Annotated in this window: 19 protein-coding genes; 10 read left to right on the forward strand and 9 right to left on the reverse strand. The window is 53.4% G+C overall.

All coding sequences use genetic code 11. The features are described 5' to 3' along the window. Nucleotides 1-8: 8 nt before the first annotated feature. A complete protein-coding gene (locus PY990_RS11815; protein ID WP_275271767.1) occupies nucleotides 9-677 on the reverse strand; it encodes a bifunctional 4-hydroxy-2-oxoglutarate aldolase/2-dehydro-3-deoxy-phosphogluconate aldolase in 669 nt (222 codons plus the stop codon). 14 nt (nucleotides 678-691) lie between these two features. Beyond that, a complete protein-coding gene (gene edd, locus PY990_RS11820; protein WP_275271768.1) occupies nucleotides 692-2,485 on the reverse strand; it encodes a phosphogluconate dehydratase in 1,794 nt (597 codons plus the stop codon). 107 nt (nucleotides 2,486-2,592) lie between these two features. Between edd and zwf the strand changes: the two genes are divergently transcribed. Genes zwf through PY990_RS11835 form a run of 3 tightly spaced genes read left to right on the forward strand, consistent with a single transcriptional unit; the run spans nucleotide 2,593 to nucleotide 7,612 of the window. Continuing rightward, on the forward strand, nucleotides 2,593-4,059 hold the full coding sequence (zwf, locus tag PY990_RS11825) for a glucose-6-phosphate dehydrogenase (RefSeq protein WP_275271769.1): 1,467 nt from the start codon (nucleotides 2,593-2,595) through the stop codon (nucleotides 4,057-4,059). Continuing rightward, nucleotides 4,056-6,800 carry a phosphoenolpyruvate carboxylase gene (ppc, locus tag PY990_RS11830; protein ID WP_275271770.1) on the forward strand — a complete coding sequence of 915 codons (2,745 nt, stop codon included), beginning with the start codon at nucleotides 4,056-4,058 and terminating at the stop codon, nucleotides 6,798-6,800. Before zwf ends, ppc begins: the two co-directional genes overlap by 4 nt. Nucleotides 6,801-6,817: 17 nt before the next feature. Further along, entirely contained in the window at nucleotides 6,818-7,612 is a 795-nt protein-coding gene (locus tag PY990_RS11835) for an FRG domain-containing protein (protein ID WP_275271771.1), read from the forward strand. A 27-nt stretch (nucleotides 7,613-7,639) separates the two neighbouring features. Here PY990_RS11835 and PY990_RS11840 read toward each other — a convergent pair whose 3' ends face one another. Then, a complete protein-coding gene (locus tag PY990_RS11840; RefSeq protein ID WP_275271772.1) occupies nucleotides 7,640-8,860 on the reverse strand; it encodes a cation:proton antiporter in 1,221 nt (406 codons plus the stop codon). Between the two features lie 112 nt (nucleotides 8,861-8,972). Here PY990_RS11840 and PY990_RS11845 point away from each other — a divergent pair, with 112 nt between their 5' ends. After that, on the forward strand, nucleotides 8,973-9,515 hold the full coding sequence (locus PY990_RS11845) for an NUDIX domain-containing protein (protein WP_275271773.1): 543 nt from the start codon (nucleotides 8,973-8,975) through the stop codon (nucleotides 9,513-9,515). Here PY990_RS11845 and PY990_RS11850 read toward each other — a convergent pair. Next, entirely contained in the window at nucleotides 9,484-10,095 is a 612-nt protein-coding gene (locus PY990_RS11850) for an L-2-amino-thiazoline-4-carboxylic acid hydrolase (protein ID WP_275271774.1), read from the reverse strand. The two genes, PY990_RS11845 and PY990_RS11850, sit on opposite strands and share 32 nt — an antisense overlap. A gap of 9 nt (nucleotides 10,096-10,104) precedes the next feature. Next, nucleotides 10,105-10,749, reverse strand: coding sequence for an MBL fold metallo-hydrolase (locus PY990_RS11855; RefSeq protein WP_275271775.1), 645 nt, complete (start codon nucleotides 10,747-10,749; stop codon nucleotides 10,105-10,107). A 101-nt stretch (nucleotides 10,750-10,850) separates the two neighbouring features. Between PY990_RS11855 and PY990_RS11860 the strand changes: the two genes are divergently transcribed. Then, the gene (locus PY990_RS11860) at nucleotides 10,851-11,180 is read left to right on the forward strand and encodes a DUF2834 domain-containing protein (RefSeq protein ID WP_105027813.1); all 330 of its coding nucleotides are present in this window, start codon (nucleotides 10,851-10,853) and stop codon (nucleotides 11,178-11,180) included. 2 nt (nucleotides 11,181-11,182) lie between these two features. Here PY990_RS11860 and PY990_RS11865 read toward each other — a convergent pair whose 3' ends face one another. After that, nucleotides 11,183-11,797 (reverse strand): alternative oxidase, encoded by a 615-nt coding sequence (locus tag PY990_RS11865; RefSeq protein ID WP_275271776.1) that lies wholly within the window; start codon nucleotides 11,795-11,797, stop codon nucleotides 11,183-11,185. A 257-nt stretch (nucleotides 11,798-12,054) separates the two neighbouring features. Between PY990_RS11865 and PY990_RS11870 the strand changes: the two genes are divergently transcribed. Together PY990_RS11870 and PY990_RS11875 are read left to right on the forward strand one after the other, a co-directional pair. After that, nucleotides 12,055-12,354, forward strand: a complete 300-nt coding sequence (locus PY990_RS11870) for a helix-turn-helix domain-containing protein (protein ID WP_275271777.1) — start codon at nucleotides 12,055-12,057, stop codon at nucleotides 12,352-12,354. 10 nt (nucleotides 12,355-12,364) lie between these two features. Then, nucleotides 12,365-13,681: a type II toxin-antitoxin system HipA family toxin gene (locus PY990_RS11875; protein ID WP_275271778.1), complete on the forward strand. Its 1,317-nt coding sequence runs from the start codon at nucleotides 12,365-12,367 to the stop codon at nucleotides 13,679-13,681. Nucleotides 13,682-13,878: 197 nt separating this feature from the next. On the opposite strand, the gene PY990_RS11880 is transcribed toward PY990_RS11875, so the two are convergent. The 3 genes from PY990_RS11880 to PY990_RS11890 are packed head-to-tail and all read right to left on the reverse strand — an operon-like array spanning nucleotide 13,879 to nucleotide 15,747. Beyond that, complete coding sequence (locus PY990_RS11880) at nucleotides 13,879-14,298, reverse strand: DUF6527 family protein (RefSeq protein WP_275271779.1); 420 nt, start codon at nucleotides 14,296-14,298, stop codon at nucleotides 13,879-13,881. Continuing rightward, nucleotides 14,295-15,503 carry a ThiF family adenylyltransferase gene (locus PY990_RS11885; RefSeq protein WP_275271780.1) on the reverse strand — a complete coding sequence of 403 codons (1,209 nt, stop codon included), beginning with the start codon at nucleotides 15,501-15,503 and terminating at the stop codon, nucleotides 14,295-14,297. The genes PY990_RS11880 and PY990_RS11885 overlap by 4 nt, the downstream gene beginning before the upstream one ends. Next, nucleotides 15,478-15,747 carry a multiubiquitin domain-containing protein gene (locus tag PY990_RS11890; RefSeq protein ID WP_275271781.1) on the reverse strand — a complete coding sequence of 90 codons (270 nt, stop codon included), beginning with the start codon at nucleotides 15,745-15,747 and terminating at the stop codon, nucleotides 15,478-15,480. The genes PY990_RS11885 and PY990_RS11890 overlap by 26 nt, the downstream gene beginning before the upstream one ends. A 149-nt stretch (nucleotides 15,748-15,896) precedes the next feature. Here PY990_RS11890 and PY990_RS11895 point away from each other — a divergent pair, with 149 nt between their 5' ends. The 3 genes from PY990_RS11895 to PY990_RS11905 are packed head-to-tail and all read left to right on the forward strand — an operon-like array spanning nucleotide 15,897 to nucleotide 17,693. Beyond that, the gene (locus PY990_RS11895; RefSeq protein ID WP_275271782.1) at nucleotides 15,897-16,526 is read left to right on the forward strand and encodes a hypothetical protein; all 630 of its coding nucleotides are present in this window, start codon (nucleotides 15,897-15,899) and stop codon (nucleotides 16,524-16,526) included. Further along, nucleotides 16,523-16,939: a hypothetical protein gene (locus PY990_RS11900; RefSeq protein WP_275271783.1), complete on the forward strand. Its 417-nt coding sequence runs from the start codon at nucleotides 16,523-16,525 to the stop codon at nucleotides 16,937-16,939. The genes PY990_RS11895 and PY990_RS11900 overlap by 4 nt, the downstream gene beginning before the upstream one ends. Then, nucleotides 16,929-17,693, forward strand: a complete 765-nt coding sequence (locus tag PY990_RS11905) for an ImmA/IrrE family metallo-endopeptidase (RefSeq protein ID WP_275271784.1) — start codon at nucleotides 16,929-16,931, stop codon at nucleotides 17,691-17,693. The genes PY990_RS11900 and PY990_RS11905 overlap by 11 nt, the downstream gene beginning before the upstream one ends. The last annotated feature ends 244 nt before the right edge of the window (nucleotides 17,694-17,937 follow it).

The following is a 17,937-nucleotide window of genomic DNA, read 5'->3' on the forward strand; positions in this document are numbered from 1 at the left end:
TAACCACGTTAAACCAGCACCGTGCCGTTCCAAGCTGCTACAGCCTGCACTGCACGTTGCTCAACCACCTTGGCCACATTGGCAACCTGATCCAACCCCGTTGTTAACCACGTGCCGCCTACGGCTTGCACCGCCTTGATTTCGCGCCATTGCGGCAGGTTTTCAAGTGTTACGCCCCCAGTGGGCACTACGCGCGCTGCCGCCAGTGGTGCTGTAATACCAGCAAGAGCTTTGGGGCCGCCTGCCGCCATGGCTGGGAAAAATTTCAGCAACTCAAACCCCATTTCAAGCCCGCGCATCATTTCCGAAGCGGTGGCCACGCCGGGCACCCAGGCATAGCTTTTTCTCAGGGCATGTTCGGCCAGGGTTTCGGTAAAGCCTGGAGAGATGAACAGCGTTGCACCCAGGTCAGCGGCTTGATCAAATTGCGCGGGTGTCAGCACCGTGCCGGCAGACACTTGCATGTCAGGAAATCGCTTGGCAATTTCTCCCAGGGCTTGCAGTGCTTCCGGGGTGCGCAGTGTAATTTCAATTTGTGTAATACCGCCCGCACACAAGCCTTCGGCAATTTCCAAACCTTGTTTAACATGGGGAATAACCACCACGGGCAACACACCCTGGCGCAGCCAGCTGCGTGTGCGTTCAATTCGGGTGTCGGGGGAAAGTTGCGTGTTCATGGTTTGTCCTTGTTTTATTGGGGAAACAGGTTGCTTGCGCCTTCCTCGGCACTGCTCACTGTGTTTCTCCACACCTGGAAATATCCGCGCCCATGGCTGACTGCCTGCGCAGGTGTAGGCATGGGTTCGCGCACGCTCAAGTCGGCGGTGGTGTGTAAAACGCCTTCATTGGCATCTACCCGCACCACATCGCCATCGCGAAGCCGTGAGATGGGCCCATCGGCTTTGGCTTCCGGGCACACATGAATGGCCGACAACACCTTGCCCGATGCGCCACTCATGCGCCCGTCTGTCACCAAGGCCACTGGCAAGCCTTGGTCTTGCAGAATACCCAGAATGGGCGTGAGCTTGTGCAACTCGGGCATGCCGTTGGCACGCGGGCCCTGGTGGGCCAGTACCACCACCACAGGTTCAGTCAATTCGCCCTTGTTGAACGCATCAATCACTTGGTGTTGGTCGGTGAACACACGGCAGGGCGCCTCAACAAATCGGTGTTCTGGTTTAACAGCCGACACCTTGCACACGCCTCGGCCCAAGTTGCCTTTCATCAGGCGAATGCCGCCATCGGGCTGGAAGGGGTTGGTGTGCTGGCGCAATACTTCTGTATTGCGCGATGCACCCGGCTTGCGCGTTGAAAAGGTTTCAGCCGTGGGCAATACTTCGGCCACGGTGTTGGCCATGGTGGTGCCCCACACGGTGAGCGCGTCTCCATCTACCAAACCGCCATCCATCAGCGTGGCCAGCAAACCTGCGGTACCGCCTGCGGCCTGAAATGCGTTTACATCTTCGGTGCCGTTGGGGTATACGCGTGTGAGCAAGGGGGTGATGCTAGAAATGGTTTCAAGGTCGGTCCAGTCGATCAAGTAGCCAGCCGCACGGGCCACACTGACCCAGTGAATGGTGTGGTTGGTGGAACCACCCGAGGCCATCAGGCCCACCAGTGCATTCATCAGGCAGCGGGAGTCGACCAGTGTGCCCAGTTTCAATGCCGGGTTGCGTGTGGCGCTTTCAAGTGCGCGTACGCTTTCACCGATCAGCGCCTGGCGCTGCGGGCTACTGGGTGGCTCGAATGCACCACCGGGAAACTGCAAGCCCATGAAATCAAGCATGAGCTGGTTGGAATTGGCCGTGCCATAAAACGTGCAGGTGCCCGGGCTGTGATATGCCTTTTCCTCAGACTGTAAAAGGTCTTCGCGGCTTGCTTTGCCCTGCGCAGCCAGTTGGCGGGTTTTGGCTTTTTCGGCATTGGACAAGCCTGTTTCCATGGGGCCGGCGGGAATAAATACAAAAGGCAGGTGACCAAAGCCCAGTGCGCCAATTAACAGGCCGGGTGCAATTTTGTCGCACACGCCCAGCAAAATGGCGCCGTCGAATACATCGTGAGAAAGGCCAATGCAGGCTGACAGTGCAATGACATCGCGTGAAAAAAGCGACAGCTCCATGCCTTCGCGGCCTTGGGTTACACCGTCGCACATGGCCGGTGTGCCGCCCGCTACCTGCGTGGTGGCGCCCAATGCACGCGCGTGTTTGGCGATCAATTCAGGGTAAACCGCAAATGGCTGATGGGCCGACAACATGTCATTGTATGCAGTGACAATGCCAAGGTGCGGCGACTTGTGCAATGAAATAAGGCGTTTGGTGGTGCTTGGGTAAATTGCGGTGGTGTGGGCCAGGTTGGCGCAGCCAACAGCTGTGCGGTTTTGCGGGCCTTGTGGCAAGTTGTTCAAATAGGCTGTGCGCGTGGCTTTGGAGCGTTCTTCGATGCGTTCGCGAAGCGCCTGCAATGTGGGGTTCAAAGTAGTTGCCATGGCGCAAACCTCGAGAAGATTACTTGTGAATATGCCTTGTTTGTAACATAATTACAAAAAACTAGCAATTAATGTAACTAACTTGAACAATTGAGCCGGAAATTAAAATGACTGACAATTCCCCCCTGCCCGTTGGCGCTTTTACCTTTGTGTTGCATGGGGCGGGCGGCGATTTGGCCAAGCGTAAAATAATTCCGGCATTGGCGCACTTGGCAAAATCGGGATACTTTTCCGCGGAATCCAGAATCATTTTTGCCCAACGCGAAACCCTAAGTCCTGAACAGGCTTTGACACAAGTCGATTCGTTCTTGAAAGCAGCTGGCGACGAAGCAGCACGCGAATCGATTCCGGCTTTGTTGCCCTACCTGCATACCTTGCAAGTGGTGCTTGGCACGCCGGAATCTTGCAGAGCAATGGCCAATGCGGTGGCCGGCAGCCCTGAACCTGTGGTGCATTACGCCGCCCTGCCTTCGTCACGATTCATCGATTTGATCAATTGTATTCCCACGGTGCGCGACCCCGAGAAACTGCGCCTGGTGCTGGAAAAGCCACTGGGTTTCAATGCGAAAGAATCTGCCCTGATTGAAGAAGCTGTGGCCGCGAAGCTGGATGAATCGCAGGTGTACCGCATCGATCACTACCTGGGCAAACAGGCTGTGCAGAACATGTTGGCGTTGCGTTTGGGCAATCGTATATTCGAACCCCTGCTCACTCGCGAGCATGTGGCATATGTACAAATTACCGTGGCCGAAGATTTGGGCGTGGAAGACCGTGCCGGCTTTTATGAGCATGCTGGCGCGCTGCGCGACATGGTTCAAAGCCATATTCTGCAACTGTTGGCCATTGTGGCCATGGAGCCGCCCGTCAGCCTTGAGGCCAATTCGCTAAGGGATGAAAAACTGAAGGTACTGCGTTCACTGAAAGTGCCCCAAATTACAGGCGTACCTGAAATTGTGGTGGGTCAGTATGGAGAGGGTTACGTGAAAGGCCAGGCTGTGCCCAAGTACCGCAATGAAAAGGGTGTGGCGGCCAATTCCACCACGGAAACTTATGTGAGTTTCCGGACCGAAGTACAAACCTGGCGCTGGGCGGGCGTACCGTTTTTGGTGCGCACTGGCAAACGCATGCCGCGCCGTTTTGCAGAAATTGTGATTCAGTTTCGCGATGTGCCCAAGCCCCTGTTTGAACCTGTGGGCGGGCAATGGGTGGGCAACCAGTTGGTGATTCACCTGCAACCCGAGGACAAACTTGAACTGAAGCTGCTTGCAAAAACGCCAGGTGAGCGAGAACGCTTGAAGCCGGTGTCACTGGACCTGGACTTTTTCAACACCTGGCGAATTCCCGTGCGGGATGCATACGAGCGATTGATCACCGATATTTTGCGTGGTCGCCTGGGCTTGTTTTTGCGCCGGGACGAGGTGCAAACCCAGTGGCAATTTGTAGACCGTATTTTGAATGACTTGAAAAGCCACGGCATGGAGCCTGTGCCTTACACCAGCGGCACTTATGGCCCTTCATCGGCCACAGCCATGGCTTTGCGGGCTGGTGCATTGTGGTCGGAGGATGGTTTGTGATCGATGACAAAGACTCCCAACTGCGCGACGACATTCGCCTGCTGGGCGCATTGCTGGGTGAAATTATTGCCGAGCAACAGGGCTTGCCAGTGTTCGCAGCCATTGAAGAAGTGCGACAGTTGTCGGTGCAGTACCGGCGGTTTGATGACAATGCAGCGCGCGCCAAACTGGAGGCGCGGCTTGAAGCCTTGTCGCAAGACGAGACCATTTCGCTGATTCGTTCTTTCTCGATTTTTTCGATGTTGAGCAACATTGCCGAAGACTGCCATTTGATTCGCCGCAATCGCCAGCATGAGTTGGCAGGAATGCCTGCGCGCGAAGCCAGTCTGGATTACACAATCCCCGAGTTGCAACGCGTGGGTGTAAATCGTGATGCAGTGCTTGCACGCCTGAAACAAACCGAATCTGTGCCAGTGCTTACCGCGCACCCCACTGAGGTACAGCGCAAAAGCGTACTGGATGCGCAGCAAAGCATCATCGCCCTGATCCGCCACCGCGATGAAATTCAATTGACGCTTGAAGAGGCCAACGCCTGGCGGGATGAACTGAAAGCAGCTGTGCAGCGCTTGTTTCAAACCCGCTTGTTACGCCGAAACAAATTGAGTGTGATTGACGAGGTCAACAATGCGCTGGCCTATTTCGACTCCACTTTTTTTGCGCAGGTGCCGCAGGTGTACCGCAAGCTGCAAAGCCTCCTGAATTTGCCCAGTACGGACAACTTTTTGCCAGTGAATGAGGACCCACTGGGCAAGGTTCTTACAGTGGGCTCGTGGATTGGTGGCGATCGCGATGGCAACCCGTTTGTGACTGCGCAGGTGCTGGACACCACGTTGAAAATTCAAAGTCGCAAGGTGCTGGAGCATTATTTGGCCGAGGTGAATTGCCTGATTCGCGAATTCAGCGTGACCGATTATTTCTTGAAACCCAACCCGCCTTTGACCGAATTGGCCAATGCCTCGGGGGAAGATTCAGCCCACCGCATGGATGAAACGCTGCGCCGCGCCTGTGTGGCAATTCGCAAACGGCTGGAAGCCACCTTTCAGCAAGCGGCTCAGGGCGAGTGCACTGCCCAGGCCTATGCAAGCCCAGCTGATTTTCTGGCCGATTTGAATACCCTGTTTTCTGCGCTGAATGACAACGGCATGCAGCGAATTGCAGAAGGTCGTTTGGCGCTGCTGGCGCGCAAGGTGAAGGTGTTTGGTTTCTCTTTGATGGCTTTGGACCTTCGCCAAAACAGCGATGTGTTTGAAGAGGTGATTGCTGATTTGCTCAAGCAATCCACCCTGGGGAAAATTGATTACCTGGCCTGTGGCGAAGCCGAGCGTGTTGAGCTTCTGTGCGCTGAACTGCGCACCCCCCGTTTGCTGTTCAGTGAATCTTTACAGTACAGCGAACGCACGCATTCAGAAATGGCAATTTTTCGCAAAGCAAAATTGGCACACCAAATTCTCGGTGCCACCGCCATTCAAAACTGCATTATCTCAAAAACAGCATCCGTCAGTGATCTGCTTGAGCTTTCGGTGTTGTTGAAAGAAGCCCATTTGTTGAATGTGGCCAAGGGCGAGATTGCAGTCAATGTGGTGCCTTTGTTTGAAACCATTGGCGACTTGCAGGCCGCGCCCGACATCATGAATCGTTTGTTCGGCATTCCCGAATACCGTGCCTTGGTGGCCTCGCGCGGGCATGTGCAGGAAGTGATGCTGGGCTATTCAGACAGCAACAAGGATGGCGGTTTTGTCACTTCCGGTTGGAGCCTGTACCAGGCCGAAATTGGTTTGGTGGATGTGTTTGCAAAACACGGCATCAAGATTCGCCTGTTCCATGGCCGGGGTGGTTCGGTGGGGCGCGGTGGTGGTTCGAGCTACCACGCCATTTTGGGTCAACCACCGGGCGCGGTGGATGGTCGAATTCGCTTGACTGAACAAGGCGAAGTGATCGCCGCCAAGTACGGCATTGAATCACTGGGCAGGCGTAACCTGGAAGTGTTGGTGTCAGCGAACCTGATGGTGTCTGAACACACCGAGCTGACGCGCGAAGTGCCTGCCAAGTACTTGGAACTCATGGCGAAGTTGTCCGAACATGCCTTCAAAGAATATCGGGATTTGGTTTACAACACCGATGGTTTTCTCGAGTACTTCAAACAGTCCACGGTCATTTCTGAAATTGCCAGTTTGAACATTGGTAGCCGCCCTGCCTCCCGCAAAGCCGATTGGACGATTGAAGATTTGCGCGCCATTCCCTGGGTGTTTAGCTGGGCACAAAGCCGTGTGATGCTGCCGGGCTGGTACGGCTTTGGCACGGCGGTGGCTGCACTGCGCAACAGTTTGACTGAAGCCGACTTGCTCGAGTTGCAAGCCATGGCCAAGCAATGGCCATTTTTTAACACCATGCTGTCAACATTGAACATGGTGCTGGCCAAAGCGGACATGGCGATTGCATCGCGTTATGCCGCCATGGTTGAAGACGCCGCACTGCGTGACAAAGTGTTTGGCCGCATTGCCGCCGAGCATGCACGTGCCGTGGAAGGGCTGTTGTGGCTGACTGGGCAAAAAGAATTGCTTGCAGACAACCCCTTGCTGAAACGTTCTATTCAAGCGCGTTTTCCGTATGTCGACCCGCTGAACCATGTGCAGGTTGAATTGTTGCGCAGGCACCGCCAAGGCGAACTGGATGAACGCGTGGCGCGCGGCGTGCATTTGTCCATCAACGGGATTGCCACCGGGTTGAGGAACAGTGGGTAAATTCAAGGGGCCAATTTTTGGAAACGATACACATTGCCGACTGGAACGAATTTGTTGCCCTGAGCACCGAGTGTGATGGTTGGGCATTTCGGGGATTGCAAGATGCAGATTGGCCTTTGCTGAGTTCCCTGTCGCGTTACCTTCAGAATTACGTGCCTGATAAATCCTCTTGGCGTTTGCGCGAAGAACGTGCCTTTCGAATTTTTCGTCGCAAGGCGCACAACTATTTGCCCGATGCCAGTGTGCTCGATGACGACATTCGCTGCCTTGCCTTGATGCAGCACCACGGCGCACCCACCCGCATGCTCGACTTCACGAAGTCGCCTTTTGTGGCTGCGTTTTTTGCGCTGGAAAGAGCGGTTAAAAACTCGGCCGTGTTTGCATTGGACACACCACGGTTGTGGATGGCCACGCCGATCAACAACGCCACTCTTCACCGCGACATGATAGACCCGCGTATTCCGGGCAATTTTGAGCGTTACTTTGCAACCAATGCCAATGACATTATGTGGGTGGGCGAACCCGACCAGATGGATCGGCGGCTGGTGGCGCAATCAGGCACCTTTGTGGTGCCGGGTGTGTTGGACAAACCGATTGATGAAATTATTCAACAGTACGAGACCGGCCCCGCGATGATCCGCAAGTTCATTTTGCCGGCCAGCATTCGAAAAGAGGCCATGTTGGCCCTGTACCGAATGAACATTACGCACGCCACTTTGTTTCCCGACCTCGACGGGCTTTCACGCTCCATTTCCTATGAGCTTGAAATTACCTGGCCCGGGCATGCCATGGCAGCCAAAAACGCGCTTTAAGCAACCCTGTGCGAGTTGTTGAAGGGCTCAGCTTCGGCTTTCCTGGCGGTATTCTTCAAGCTTGTTGCCCCGGTACACCTGTTTGAAGAAAATAGGTGTCAGGAAGGTGGTGACAATGCCCATTAACACCAAGGTTGAGAACATGGTGGGGCCAATAAAGCCGTTCTGGTAAGCAATGCCGGCCACCACCAACTCCATCACGCCACGGCCGTTGAGTACTGCGCCCAAACCCAATGATTCGCGGTGGTCCATGCCCACCATCAAACCCCCCAGCCAGCCTGCAAACAATTTGGTAACAATCGACACCAAAATAACCACCAGCGGGAAGTTCCATTCAGTCAGGCTGATGAGTTGCAATTCGAGCCCCAGATACGCGAAGAAAATTGGGCCCAGAAAACCATTGGTGATCGACCCCAGCGTGCCTTGCAGGTCTTTGTAGCGCGAGGCGATGAAGTGTTTCTTGTCGAGAAACAGCGCTCCAAAAAATGCACCAATCACAAAGTGAAAACCCAGGGCCTCGCTGATGGTGCCAAACACCAGCACAAACACAATCACAATACCGAACAAGGCTTCAGGACCAAATATTTTGATCATGGATTCTGGCAAGGCCTGCACATTCACGTTGCGTTTTTCAAGCCAGTTCAGCAATTGGTTCAGCCCCACCACCACCAGGCCCATGGCCATCAGTTTCAGGGTGGCTATGCCCACGGCCACGCTGGCGTCGCCCAGGGTGAGTGTTTCAGGCAGGTTTAGCACAATGCCCAGAATAAACAGCGCAGCCACGTCGTTGACCACAGCAGTGGCCAGTGAAAACTTGGCAATGGGGGTGTGCAAAATGCCGAGGCTGTCCATCAACTTCACGGCCACCGGCAGTGCGGTAATCGAAATACACAGGCCCAGAAAAATCATGCGCATGATGTCCTGACCAAATGCTGCCGCAACCAACACACCACCACCGAATGGAATAAAAAAGCTGATGGCCGCCAGCATCAGTCCGCGGCCTTTCATGGCACTCACAATGTCGGAAAAGCGCATTTCGAGGCCAGCGTTCAGAATGATCAGGAACACAGCGAGCTCGGTTACACCCGCCAGCGCTTTGTTGGGTTCAATCAAACCCAGAATGGCAGGGCCCAGCAACACACCAGCCAGAATTTCACCGATGAGCTCGGGCTGGTTGTAGCGTGCAAACAGGCGGCCGAACAAGCGGGCAACCACAATAAGCAATAGCAAGCTGGACAGCAGTGACATAGGGAAATTTACAGAAAGGTGGCGATTGAGTTTACCACTGGCAAGCCCAGGGTTAACGCAGAGAACTCAATGTGGTCAAATGTGCTGTTTCAATCTTTTGATGTGGCGTTGTATGTCCAATTCTGAAAAGCACCTGGAAGAAACCTGTATTGCCAGCACACGCGTGTTTGACGGGCATTTGATGAAAGTGAACCAGGACACGGTGCGCCTGCCCAATGGTGAACAATCGGTGCGCGAATACACGGTGCACCCGGGCGCGGTGGCCATCATTCCCATTCTGGATGATGGTCGCTTTGTGATGGAGCGGCAATTTCGCTACCCTTTGCACCGCGTGTTTCTGGAATTTCCGGCTGGCAAAATTGATCCGGGTGAAGACCCAGTGGCCACGGCTCATCGGGAACTGCTGGAAGAAACCGGCTATGTGGCGCAAACGCTGGAATACATCACCACCATTCACCCGGTCATTTCCTATTCCACAGAAAAGATCGAGTTGTATGTGGCGCGTGGTTTAACCCTGCAAGAACGACAGCTGGACCACAATGAGTTTCTGGATGTGGTGCTGGTTGAACCTGCCGAGTTGATGAGGCAAATCAAGGCAGGTGAAGTCAGTGATGTGAAAACGATTATTGGGGCGTTTTGGGTGGCACAAACCTGAAGTCGCACAGTGGGTGCGCTTGTGCAATGGTTTGGACGCGTTGCAATTGCAAACCCCACTGCGCAGCCATTTGGTGGTCCAGGCTGCATGCGGCTTGGCGGGTTAGTTCAGGCACGCCCTGCTGTTTAAAGTAATTGGCCAGCGGGCAAACAGTGACATCAAAGGCCACCGCACCGTTGGTGGGGTGCACTGTGCGTGCAAACGGTTTGGTGAACATCACCTTGAACATGAGGTTGGTCAACCACCGTGCGCGCACCAGTGCTTTTGCGCTGCGCAGGCGAGACAGCTTGAAACCCAATTCAATCGGCGGACCAAACAACTGCCAGTTGATGGTTTCAATCAACTGGCCTGCTTCGGTGCGGGGCATTCCCTCTTCGAGTGCTGCGCGGTACAAGGCCACATCCCATTCCATGTAGCGAATGATCAGGCCCAAGCCCAACGAATGTGGCGGGCGTGTGTGCTGAATACCTTGTTGAATGCGCTGCGCAGTTTGCCACAGTTGCGCGGTGACAACTGGTTTGACCTGCCTGCCAAAAGCATGGTTTGGCAAGTAAAACCGCAGCGCAGCCAGCAGGTTCATGGCAATGCCTTAAAACTGTAGGTCGCGCACATACGGGTTGCTTCGGCGTTCCTGACCAAAGCTGCCTTCTGGCCCGTGGCCTGGAATAAACACGGTGTCGTTGCCCATGGGCCACAAGCGGTTGCGAATGCTGTCGATCAGGGTTTCATGGTCGCCACCGGGAAAGTCCGTGCGGCCCATGCTGCCTACAAACAGCACATCGCCCACAAACGCACGTTTGGCTTCCTCCGAGTGAAACACCACGTGGCCCGGTGTGTGGCCCGGGCAGTGGCGCACATTCAGGGTGCAATTGCCAATTTGAACTGTGTCGCCATCGGCCAGCCAACGGTTGGGTGTGAAAGGCTTACTCAAGGGAAAGTTGAACATGCGGCTTTGGTCGGCCAGTCGGTCGATCCAGAACTGATCGCCCTGGTGTGGGCCGATGATGGGCAAGTTGAGTTGCTCTGCAAGTTCTGCCACCCCACCCGCGTGGTCAATGTGCGCGTGGGTCAGCCAGATTGCTTGCAGTTCAAGATTGCGATCGGCAACAGCCTTCTTGAGTTTGTTCAAATCGCCACCGGGGTCGATGATCGCTGCCTTGTTGGTTTCACTGCACCACACGAGGGAACAATTTTGTGCAAAGGGTGTAACAGGAATGGTGTGGTAGCGAAGCATGTTGAGTGTGGGTGAATACAGTGGAGATATAGTAGTGAAATTGTGGTGTTGATTCAAATTAACCCGGTTCAATTGACCAATAAAAAGGGGGGTTCGAGTTTATGGGAACAGCGGCATATCGCAGATTTCTGGTGGTACTGGCTGTGGCATTCGCCGTGGCATTTGCCTTGGTGTGCATTCCGCCGTTCATCGACAACCCAGACATTGTGGGTGCGTTTGCGGGTGGTTTTGTGAACCCCTATGCCTCGGGTTATGCCATGGACATTTTCTTCACCTGGGCCGTGTTGGCGGTGTGGGTGATGTACGAGGCGAAAGTGAAGGGCATTCGCCACGGTTGGGTGGCATTGCTGCTGGGCGTGGTGCCCGGTGTTGCCACCGGGTTTGCAGTGTACCTGTTGATTCGTTTGAATCAGGAACAGGCAGCCGCTTGAAATTACACCGCTAGCGGATGATCGGCCATGTCGTGATTCACATCAGCATGGCCTTGTTCATCTTTGCGCACCGCGATGACTACATCGCGTAGCTTGGCATCGGCGGGCAGCTTGTAATAGTCGATTGCAATTTTTGGTGCTGTGATGTTTTCAATTCGGCCCGCATCAATTTCAGCCAGGTAGTCGGTGTAGCTAACCACGGCCTGGTTTTCGAAGTAGCCCACCATGCGGTGCGCAGTTTTCGGGAAGAACACATACAGCACGAAATAGAAGTGCCAAAAAACCAGTTGTGCAAACAACACCAACATGCGCTCGCCCACACTGGGTTTCGCAATTTCAATAAAAATCATCAAATGCATGCGTTCGTTTTCCGCTTCTTCAAGCAGGGTTCGAATGGTGGGGCCATAGCCGGTTTTCATTTTCCGCAAGCTTTTCAGGTGGATCCACATGCCAGCCACCATGCCGGGTACACCTGCCACGGTTTCCAGAATGACTGCCCGGTGTCCATAGCGTTTGGCAAAGAAAGTGTCGGCAAACCAGCGAAAAAACATGGTCAGCGATTTTGCGAACTTGTCAGAGAAGTCTTTGGGGGTGGGTTCTTGAGGGATTGCTTCCATGGGCGCTACTTCCTGAGGTGAGGTGACAACTTTTTTATTTATTTTGTGAATTAGTCTACGCCGATCGGTGTGTGGGGGCTAGTCGAGCAAACTAAACCAGATTTGTACTTGATAATTATGCTGTATTTGCTATTATAAGTGTCGACGAAGAAATGCTTAACTTTGTATTGATAGCCAATTTTCGACCCAAAAAAGCTTCGCTATAAATATTCAGTACAGCGTTATTTGTTGACAAAATCACTGGAGAAATATAGCAAATGCAGCATATTTTTACTTCATTGCCAGAACTGGGCTTGGAAGTAGCCCGCTTACGTCGGGATAAGGGAATGACCCAAAAAGAGTTGGGCAAACTGGCGGGTATGGGGCAATCCACTTTGGCTCGATTTGAAACAGGCCAGGTCGCCGAGTTCGGCTCGCGCAAGCTACTTCGTTTGCTGGAAGTGCTGGGGCACGGGGTTCTAATTGCTTCCGTACGCACCGAGTTCACCCTAGATGATGCGCTGGCACAACGGCAGCAAGAAACCGCCCAACCGGTTGGCGCATGGCGGCCACGTTGAAGGGGCAACCATGAAGCTGACGGTGTTTGTACATGACCAACCCGTGGCCACGCTGGATTCTCCGGATAACTTCAAGCATGTGCTGACGTACTACCCGGATGCACCTCAGGAACTGTTCGCCTCTTTGTTGATGCCGGTTCGTACTGAGTCGTACTCCTATCCAGAGTTGCATCCACTGTTTCGCATGAATCTTCCAGAAGGATTCTTGCTGAGCACCCTGCAAGAGCAACTGGGCCCACATGTTGGCGCGTCTGCGCTGAATCTGCTTTCGGTTGTGGGGCGTAACGTGATTGGCCGAGTGAAGGTGGCTCCTGTTGGGGCCAACCCGAAGACACCGCCATTGGCATTTGAACTCAAAGATATTTTGCGTGGCGATAACTCAGAAGAAGCGTTTGTTTCCCTGGTGTGGCGCTTTGCCGCATCGGGAGTGAGCGGGGTTGTACCCAAATTCCTTACACCAAACACCATAGGCGAAGCGAAAAGGGGCACGCTGGCAACAGAACGCTACATTGTGAAAGGAACAACGGCGCGCTTACCGGGCATTGCCTTGAATGAACACTTTTGCATGAAGGTTGCAGACCGCGCTTTTGGGTACGCCGCGAAGACCGAAGTTTCTGATGATGGGCAGGCCCTTGTGGTGCACCGTTTTGACTACCTTGAAGGAAGCGACACCCGGCTTGGTATGGAAGACCTTTGCAGCTTGCTCACACTACGCCCGGAGCAGAAGTATGAGTCGACTTGGGAAAGGGTGGCCAAACGCATCAAAGACGTTACTGTACCCGCAGGCCAGCCACTCGCCCTTTCCCATTTGGGTAACCAACTGTTGCTAAGCTACGCCCTGCGCAACGCCGATTGCCACACCAAAAACATTGCTTTGCTGTACCAGAACCGAGACGATGTAAGGCTTGCGCCGGTGTACGACATGCTGACCATTACGGTTTATGAGGACTATTGCAAGAATCCCCCTGCGATGTCTGTGAATGGGCGCAGCACCTGGTCTCCTGGTAAGTCATTGGAGCTCTTTTTGCAGACATCTTGTGGCATCGGCGCGCAGGAGACCCGCACGCGAGTGGAGCGTATTTGCGAGGCCATGGTGGATATATCGCCCGAGCTTGTGCAAGCTGCTCGCAACTATCCCTGCTTCGAGCTTATTGGGCCGCGTATGTTGCACACATGGAACGAAGGGATGAACAGTTTGCGCTTGAAAAAGTCGTGGAGCCTGCCTTCACTGACGGACAAAATTACGCAAGCGGGTTGGGCTGATGTTGCTTCGCCTAAAGCTGTTGCGACACCCAAAATTGGGCGGTCGCAACTGCCGCGCATGTAAAGATTCATTCGTGTGTGGCGTGGCTGAATATCAGCGTTTCTTTCGCCCTTTTACACTACTTAAATTAATAATTGTTGAGACTGTTTTTCGGCCATTACCGACCTTAAGCGGGAAACCGCCACGGTCCGCTTAGCGGTGGTTCCCAGTCCTTAATCCCTGGCATCCACCAACGTCCACTTACCTTCGGCGCCCCTAAATTATGAGCGCCACCAGCCAACAAAGGCTTGCCATAGCCTGCCGAAGACAGAAACCTGCTTAGCTTTTTGCCTGTTGATCGCGGCAATATATGCGGCTTTGTCTTTTTTATCCTCGGCTCGGACAGCCGCGATTTGCCCTGCCGTCAGCGCCCCAGCCCAGATGACTTGATTCCGTGTAATAAAGTAGTGGGACTTGCAGGCAAAACTCCAATTGCCGATAGATGGAGAAAGCGAGACGGCCCCTTTCTCCTTGCGCATAGACCAGTCAGCCGGAGTCAAGGGAGTAATGACCTCTTCCCCGCAGCCGCAGCAACATTTGTGGGCAACTGTACCGAAGCGTTCACAAACATAAAGGACGCCGTCCTCCAAATGGTCCGGGATGTTATTAACATATTGAGGCGTGATGCTCGAAACCCTCATTCTGCGTCCTCCGGATCACCATCCATCTCATCCCGGGTGAGAGAATGGGAATTGATGGAGTAGGTGGTGTGGAACGCCTTGACCAGATTCTGGTAAAAGCCGCGGTGCTGTTTCCACATCAGGACCGCTAAAGCCGCATTGAGGGCGTTCATATCAGCCACTTGGATATTGGTCCGGTAGAGATCATCTTCACCATTAGGCGCCAAGTAGGCTCGCCGGCTAAAATGTTCCGATTTCTCTGGGGTACAGAGGGTCGCGCGGCAAGTTCCTAGGATGCTTTCTCCTTCCGGTGCCATCCATAGGTCCATGCCCACGTCAATGAATGGGATACCCAAAGTCTGCAGGTGACTCCCCACCAATTGCCGTACCGCCCCCTTATCCACACAGAGAAAGACAAAATTGAACTCCGACAACTCACTAATGTTGTCATCAGTGAGATACCTACAATGAGGTACGATACCTGAGCGCATCGCTCCATAACGGCGAGCGTAGTAATCCACTTTGGACGGTTTTTCTTGCAAATCCTCAATCGAGACAGCACCTGGGGCCCGGAAGGCGTTGTGCTGAAGAAGAGTGTCACCATCGAACAGATGAATTTCCTTGACTGGCGTTTTCACAACTAGGTCGAGAATATAGGCCCCGGTACCGCCTAGGCCCACTATTCCTATCCGCTCCGAGGCCAGCTTTGCTGAAATGGGCAAGATATTGACACGAGTGGATGCTGTGTCCCAGTAACGGAAAACCGCATCTTCGTCGCTAGAGACAATTACGTTGAAGGTGGTCGGTGTGGCGTTCGGATCTATTTCCTTCGCCTCATTCGAGATGATGGAGATGTAGTTCTTCATCTTCGAGTAGTAGTCAGGGTATCCATTTTTCCCATAAGGCTTATTAGAGAAGCGGTGCTGGGCTTCAAATCCAGGCCAAAGCTCCACTCGTTCGGAAGTATGACGAATCCCGTCGATAGGGGCGCCGGTATGGTGGCAGGGGAATTCCCCTGCGAACCACACTTGGTGATCACCGGGTGCCCCCAAAGCTCCGACATTGCCGCTTAGATTGGTAACTACAATGCCGCGCAGGACTTCTCTGTGGGCATTTACGTAGGGAACGGAATGAACCAAAAGGTGGCCGCTCCGCACTTCGACCTCGTAGCCTTCCTGCTGGAGGCGTTGGAGATCCGGGTCAAGAACGATTTGTTTTGGACACATTGAAAATCATCCCTTGTTTTAAGTGAGTTTCCTGTTCGCTGACTAAGGTTCCATCCTTGCCGTGAGGGTTTGCATAGGCAACGGTGTACTCGATGGCGTCGTTCGCTTGATCATCTGGAAAGGCAAGTTCAACGACTTGGCGGTAACTAATACGCTGGCCGGTGACTTCCCGTTGGCGGCCGTTTATGATGATTGTGTAGATCTTGTTTTGACCTGGGGCGTTGTCGGAATTACTGTTCTGCATGGTAGTTTCTCCTGAGTGGACGTTCGGTAGCCACCCTATACAGCTACCTAACTACATATGCGGATGAGTTGAAAGAACCGGACATCACTCTTTGTGTGTCCGAGTTGAGAAAGTCCCCCGCATATATGTAAAAGCCAACGAGAAAAGATTTGGAACACAACGAACTTCCTAACGACACAGCTACACCGGATGATGTGCGCTCGGCTATCGCAGCACTATCTGACGTTGATAATTATCGTCTTCGCAAAGCAGCAACCTATTGCTTGCCGGGAACCGAGTATCAGACTCCTCAGGAGCTCATCAACGAAGCTGTCATCCGGACTATGAACGCAGCCTCTGGAGATAGAGGTCGCCGCTGGCCTAGGAACGTTCCTTTTATCGCTTTTATGATGAGAACGATTCAAGGAATCGCTAATGACTCCCGCGAATCAGCCGGGCAGAGGGTTACCGATAGGATAGAAGAATTGGCCACGGAAGCGGTCAGTGTTGAGCAGGTGTTGGCGCAATCTGAGCATTACCACCCGGATATCGTTACCCAGGCTTTGGAGTTAGAGGAGGCCAACGAGCGGGAAGAGCAAGTCAAAGCAATAGTTGGCGAGATCGATGATAATTTTGCCGAGGATGAAGAAGTGAATTGGATTCTTATGGGCATTAAGGACGACTTACCGGCCTCTGAAGTACGCGAACTTTCCGGAATGACCCAAAGCCAATATGACACAGCAAGGAGGCGGTTTCGTCGTGGCCTTGACAAACTTTTTCCAGAGAAGAGAAAGCCATGAAATCATCTAAGGAACGCCGTGAACTGGCGGCACTACGGATCGCTGCTATTGATGATCTTTTGGCTATGACTGACGAGGAGTTGCGCCTTGAGGCCCTAGCTGATGGAGTGGACTTGGAAGCTGCCGCTTCTGAGGTAGGCGCTGGTATGCAGAAAGCAGCGGCAGCGGCTCTGCGCCATCGTCTAGCTCTAGCGAAGGGCCGTGTTCAATCGAAGGCAAGCCCAGAAATGGCCTTAACAATGGGCCTTCCTATCGAGCGAATTAAACAAATTGTTCAGTCGGTTTTCCAGTCAGATGCGAGTCTTGGATTAGCATTCCGCGAAGGCAAAAAGCAGACTGACGAGGATTGGCGAAGCCTCTATGATGACCTTGTGGCGATGGGGGCTATTAAATCGAATTTAAATGAACATTGATCGTCGGCAGCTTTCGCCTGCAGAGCAGTTGCTCTGGGGATACGGCGTCACTGACCCCTCTCATATCGACCTCGTGGCGATCGCTAACGATAAAGGCGCCGAGGTCAAATTCCGCCCTCTTGGAGGATGTGAAGCACGCTTGGTAGCTCGCGGAGATAGCGCCATTATTAGTGTTAGTTCCACGAGCAGTCAGGGACGTCAGCGTTTTTCACTTGCCCATGAACTCGCCCACTGGATTTGTGACCGAGACAGAGGCGTGTTCCTGTGTGCCAAGGAAGACATCGGCCCCCAGAACTCCGAGGCGAAATCCGTGGAAGGACATGCCAATAATTATGCAAGTCAGCTTATTCTTCCAACCTATTTGGTTGATCCTTGGCTTAAAGGCCGGAGGGCAAATTTGGACGTTGCCAACCAACTTAGCAAGGAGTTCAGCTGCAGTTTGACCGCAGCAGCAATCAAACTGGTCAAACAGTATTCCGCTCCTGCTTGTCTGGCGTGCCATTCAAATAGGGGGCTTGTTTGGCATCAAAGAAGCTTGTCGTTTCCTTCTGATTTTTATGTGGTAGGTCAGGTTCACCACGATACCGCTGCATTTGAGATGTTGTTCGGAGTTGGCGGGGGTATTACTCGGCCAAAAGCTGAGCCTGCCAACCGTTGGATCTCTGGACCGCAAACCTATCGTCTTGAGGTCATAGCTCAGACTGTCAAATTACCTGACTCAACAGTACTAACAATGATCAGCCTCAATCGGTAGAGAAGTGTGGAATTTCCAAAAGCCTAATAAGTATACAAGCAGGCTTCACGAAGACAGGTTTCTCAGCCAGAGAGACCGCTTATCGACGCGTTGCGGCCCAACTGAGCTTTACAAGTCAAAGTCCGCTCCGGCCAATATAGCTGCCGTTTGATCTCCTCGCACTCAATGTCTGGTTTGGCCGACAAGCGGCCATGCCGCTAAATCTATGTTGCGTCCCAAAACCGCGTAAGCCCCCAGCAAACCC

Origin of the sequence: Limnobacter olei (assembly GCF_029087225.1) — a bacterium.
GTDB lineage: Bacteria > Pseudomonadota > Gammaproteobacteria > Burkholderiales > Burkholderiaceae_B > Limnobacter > Limnobacter olei.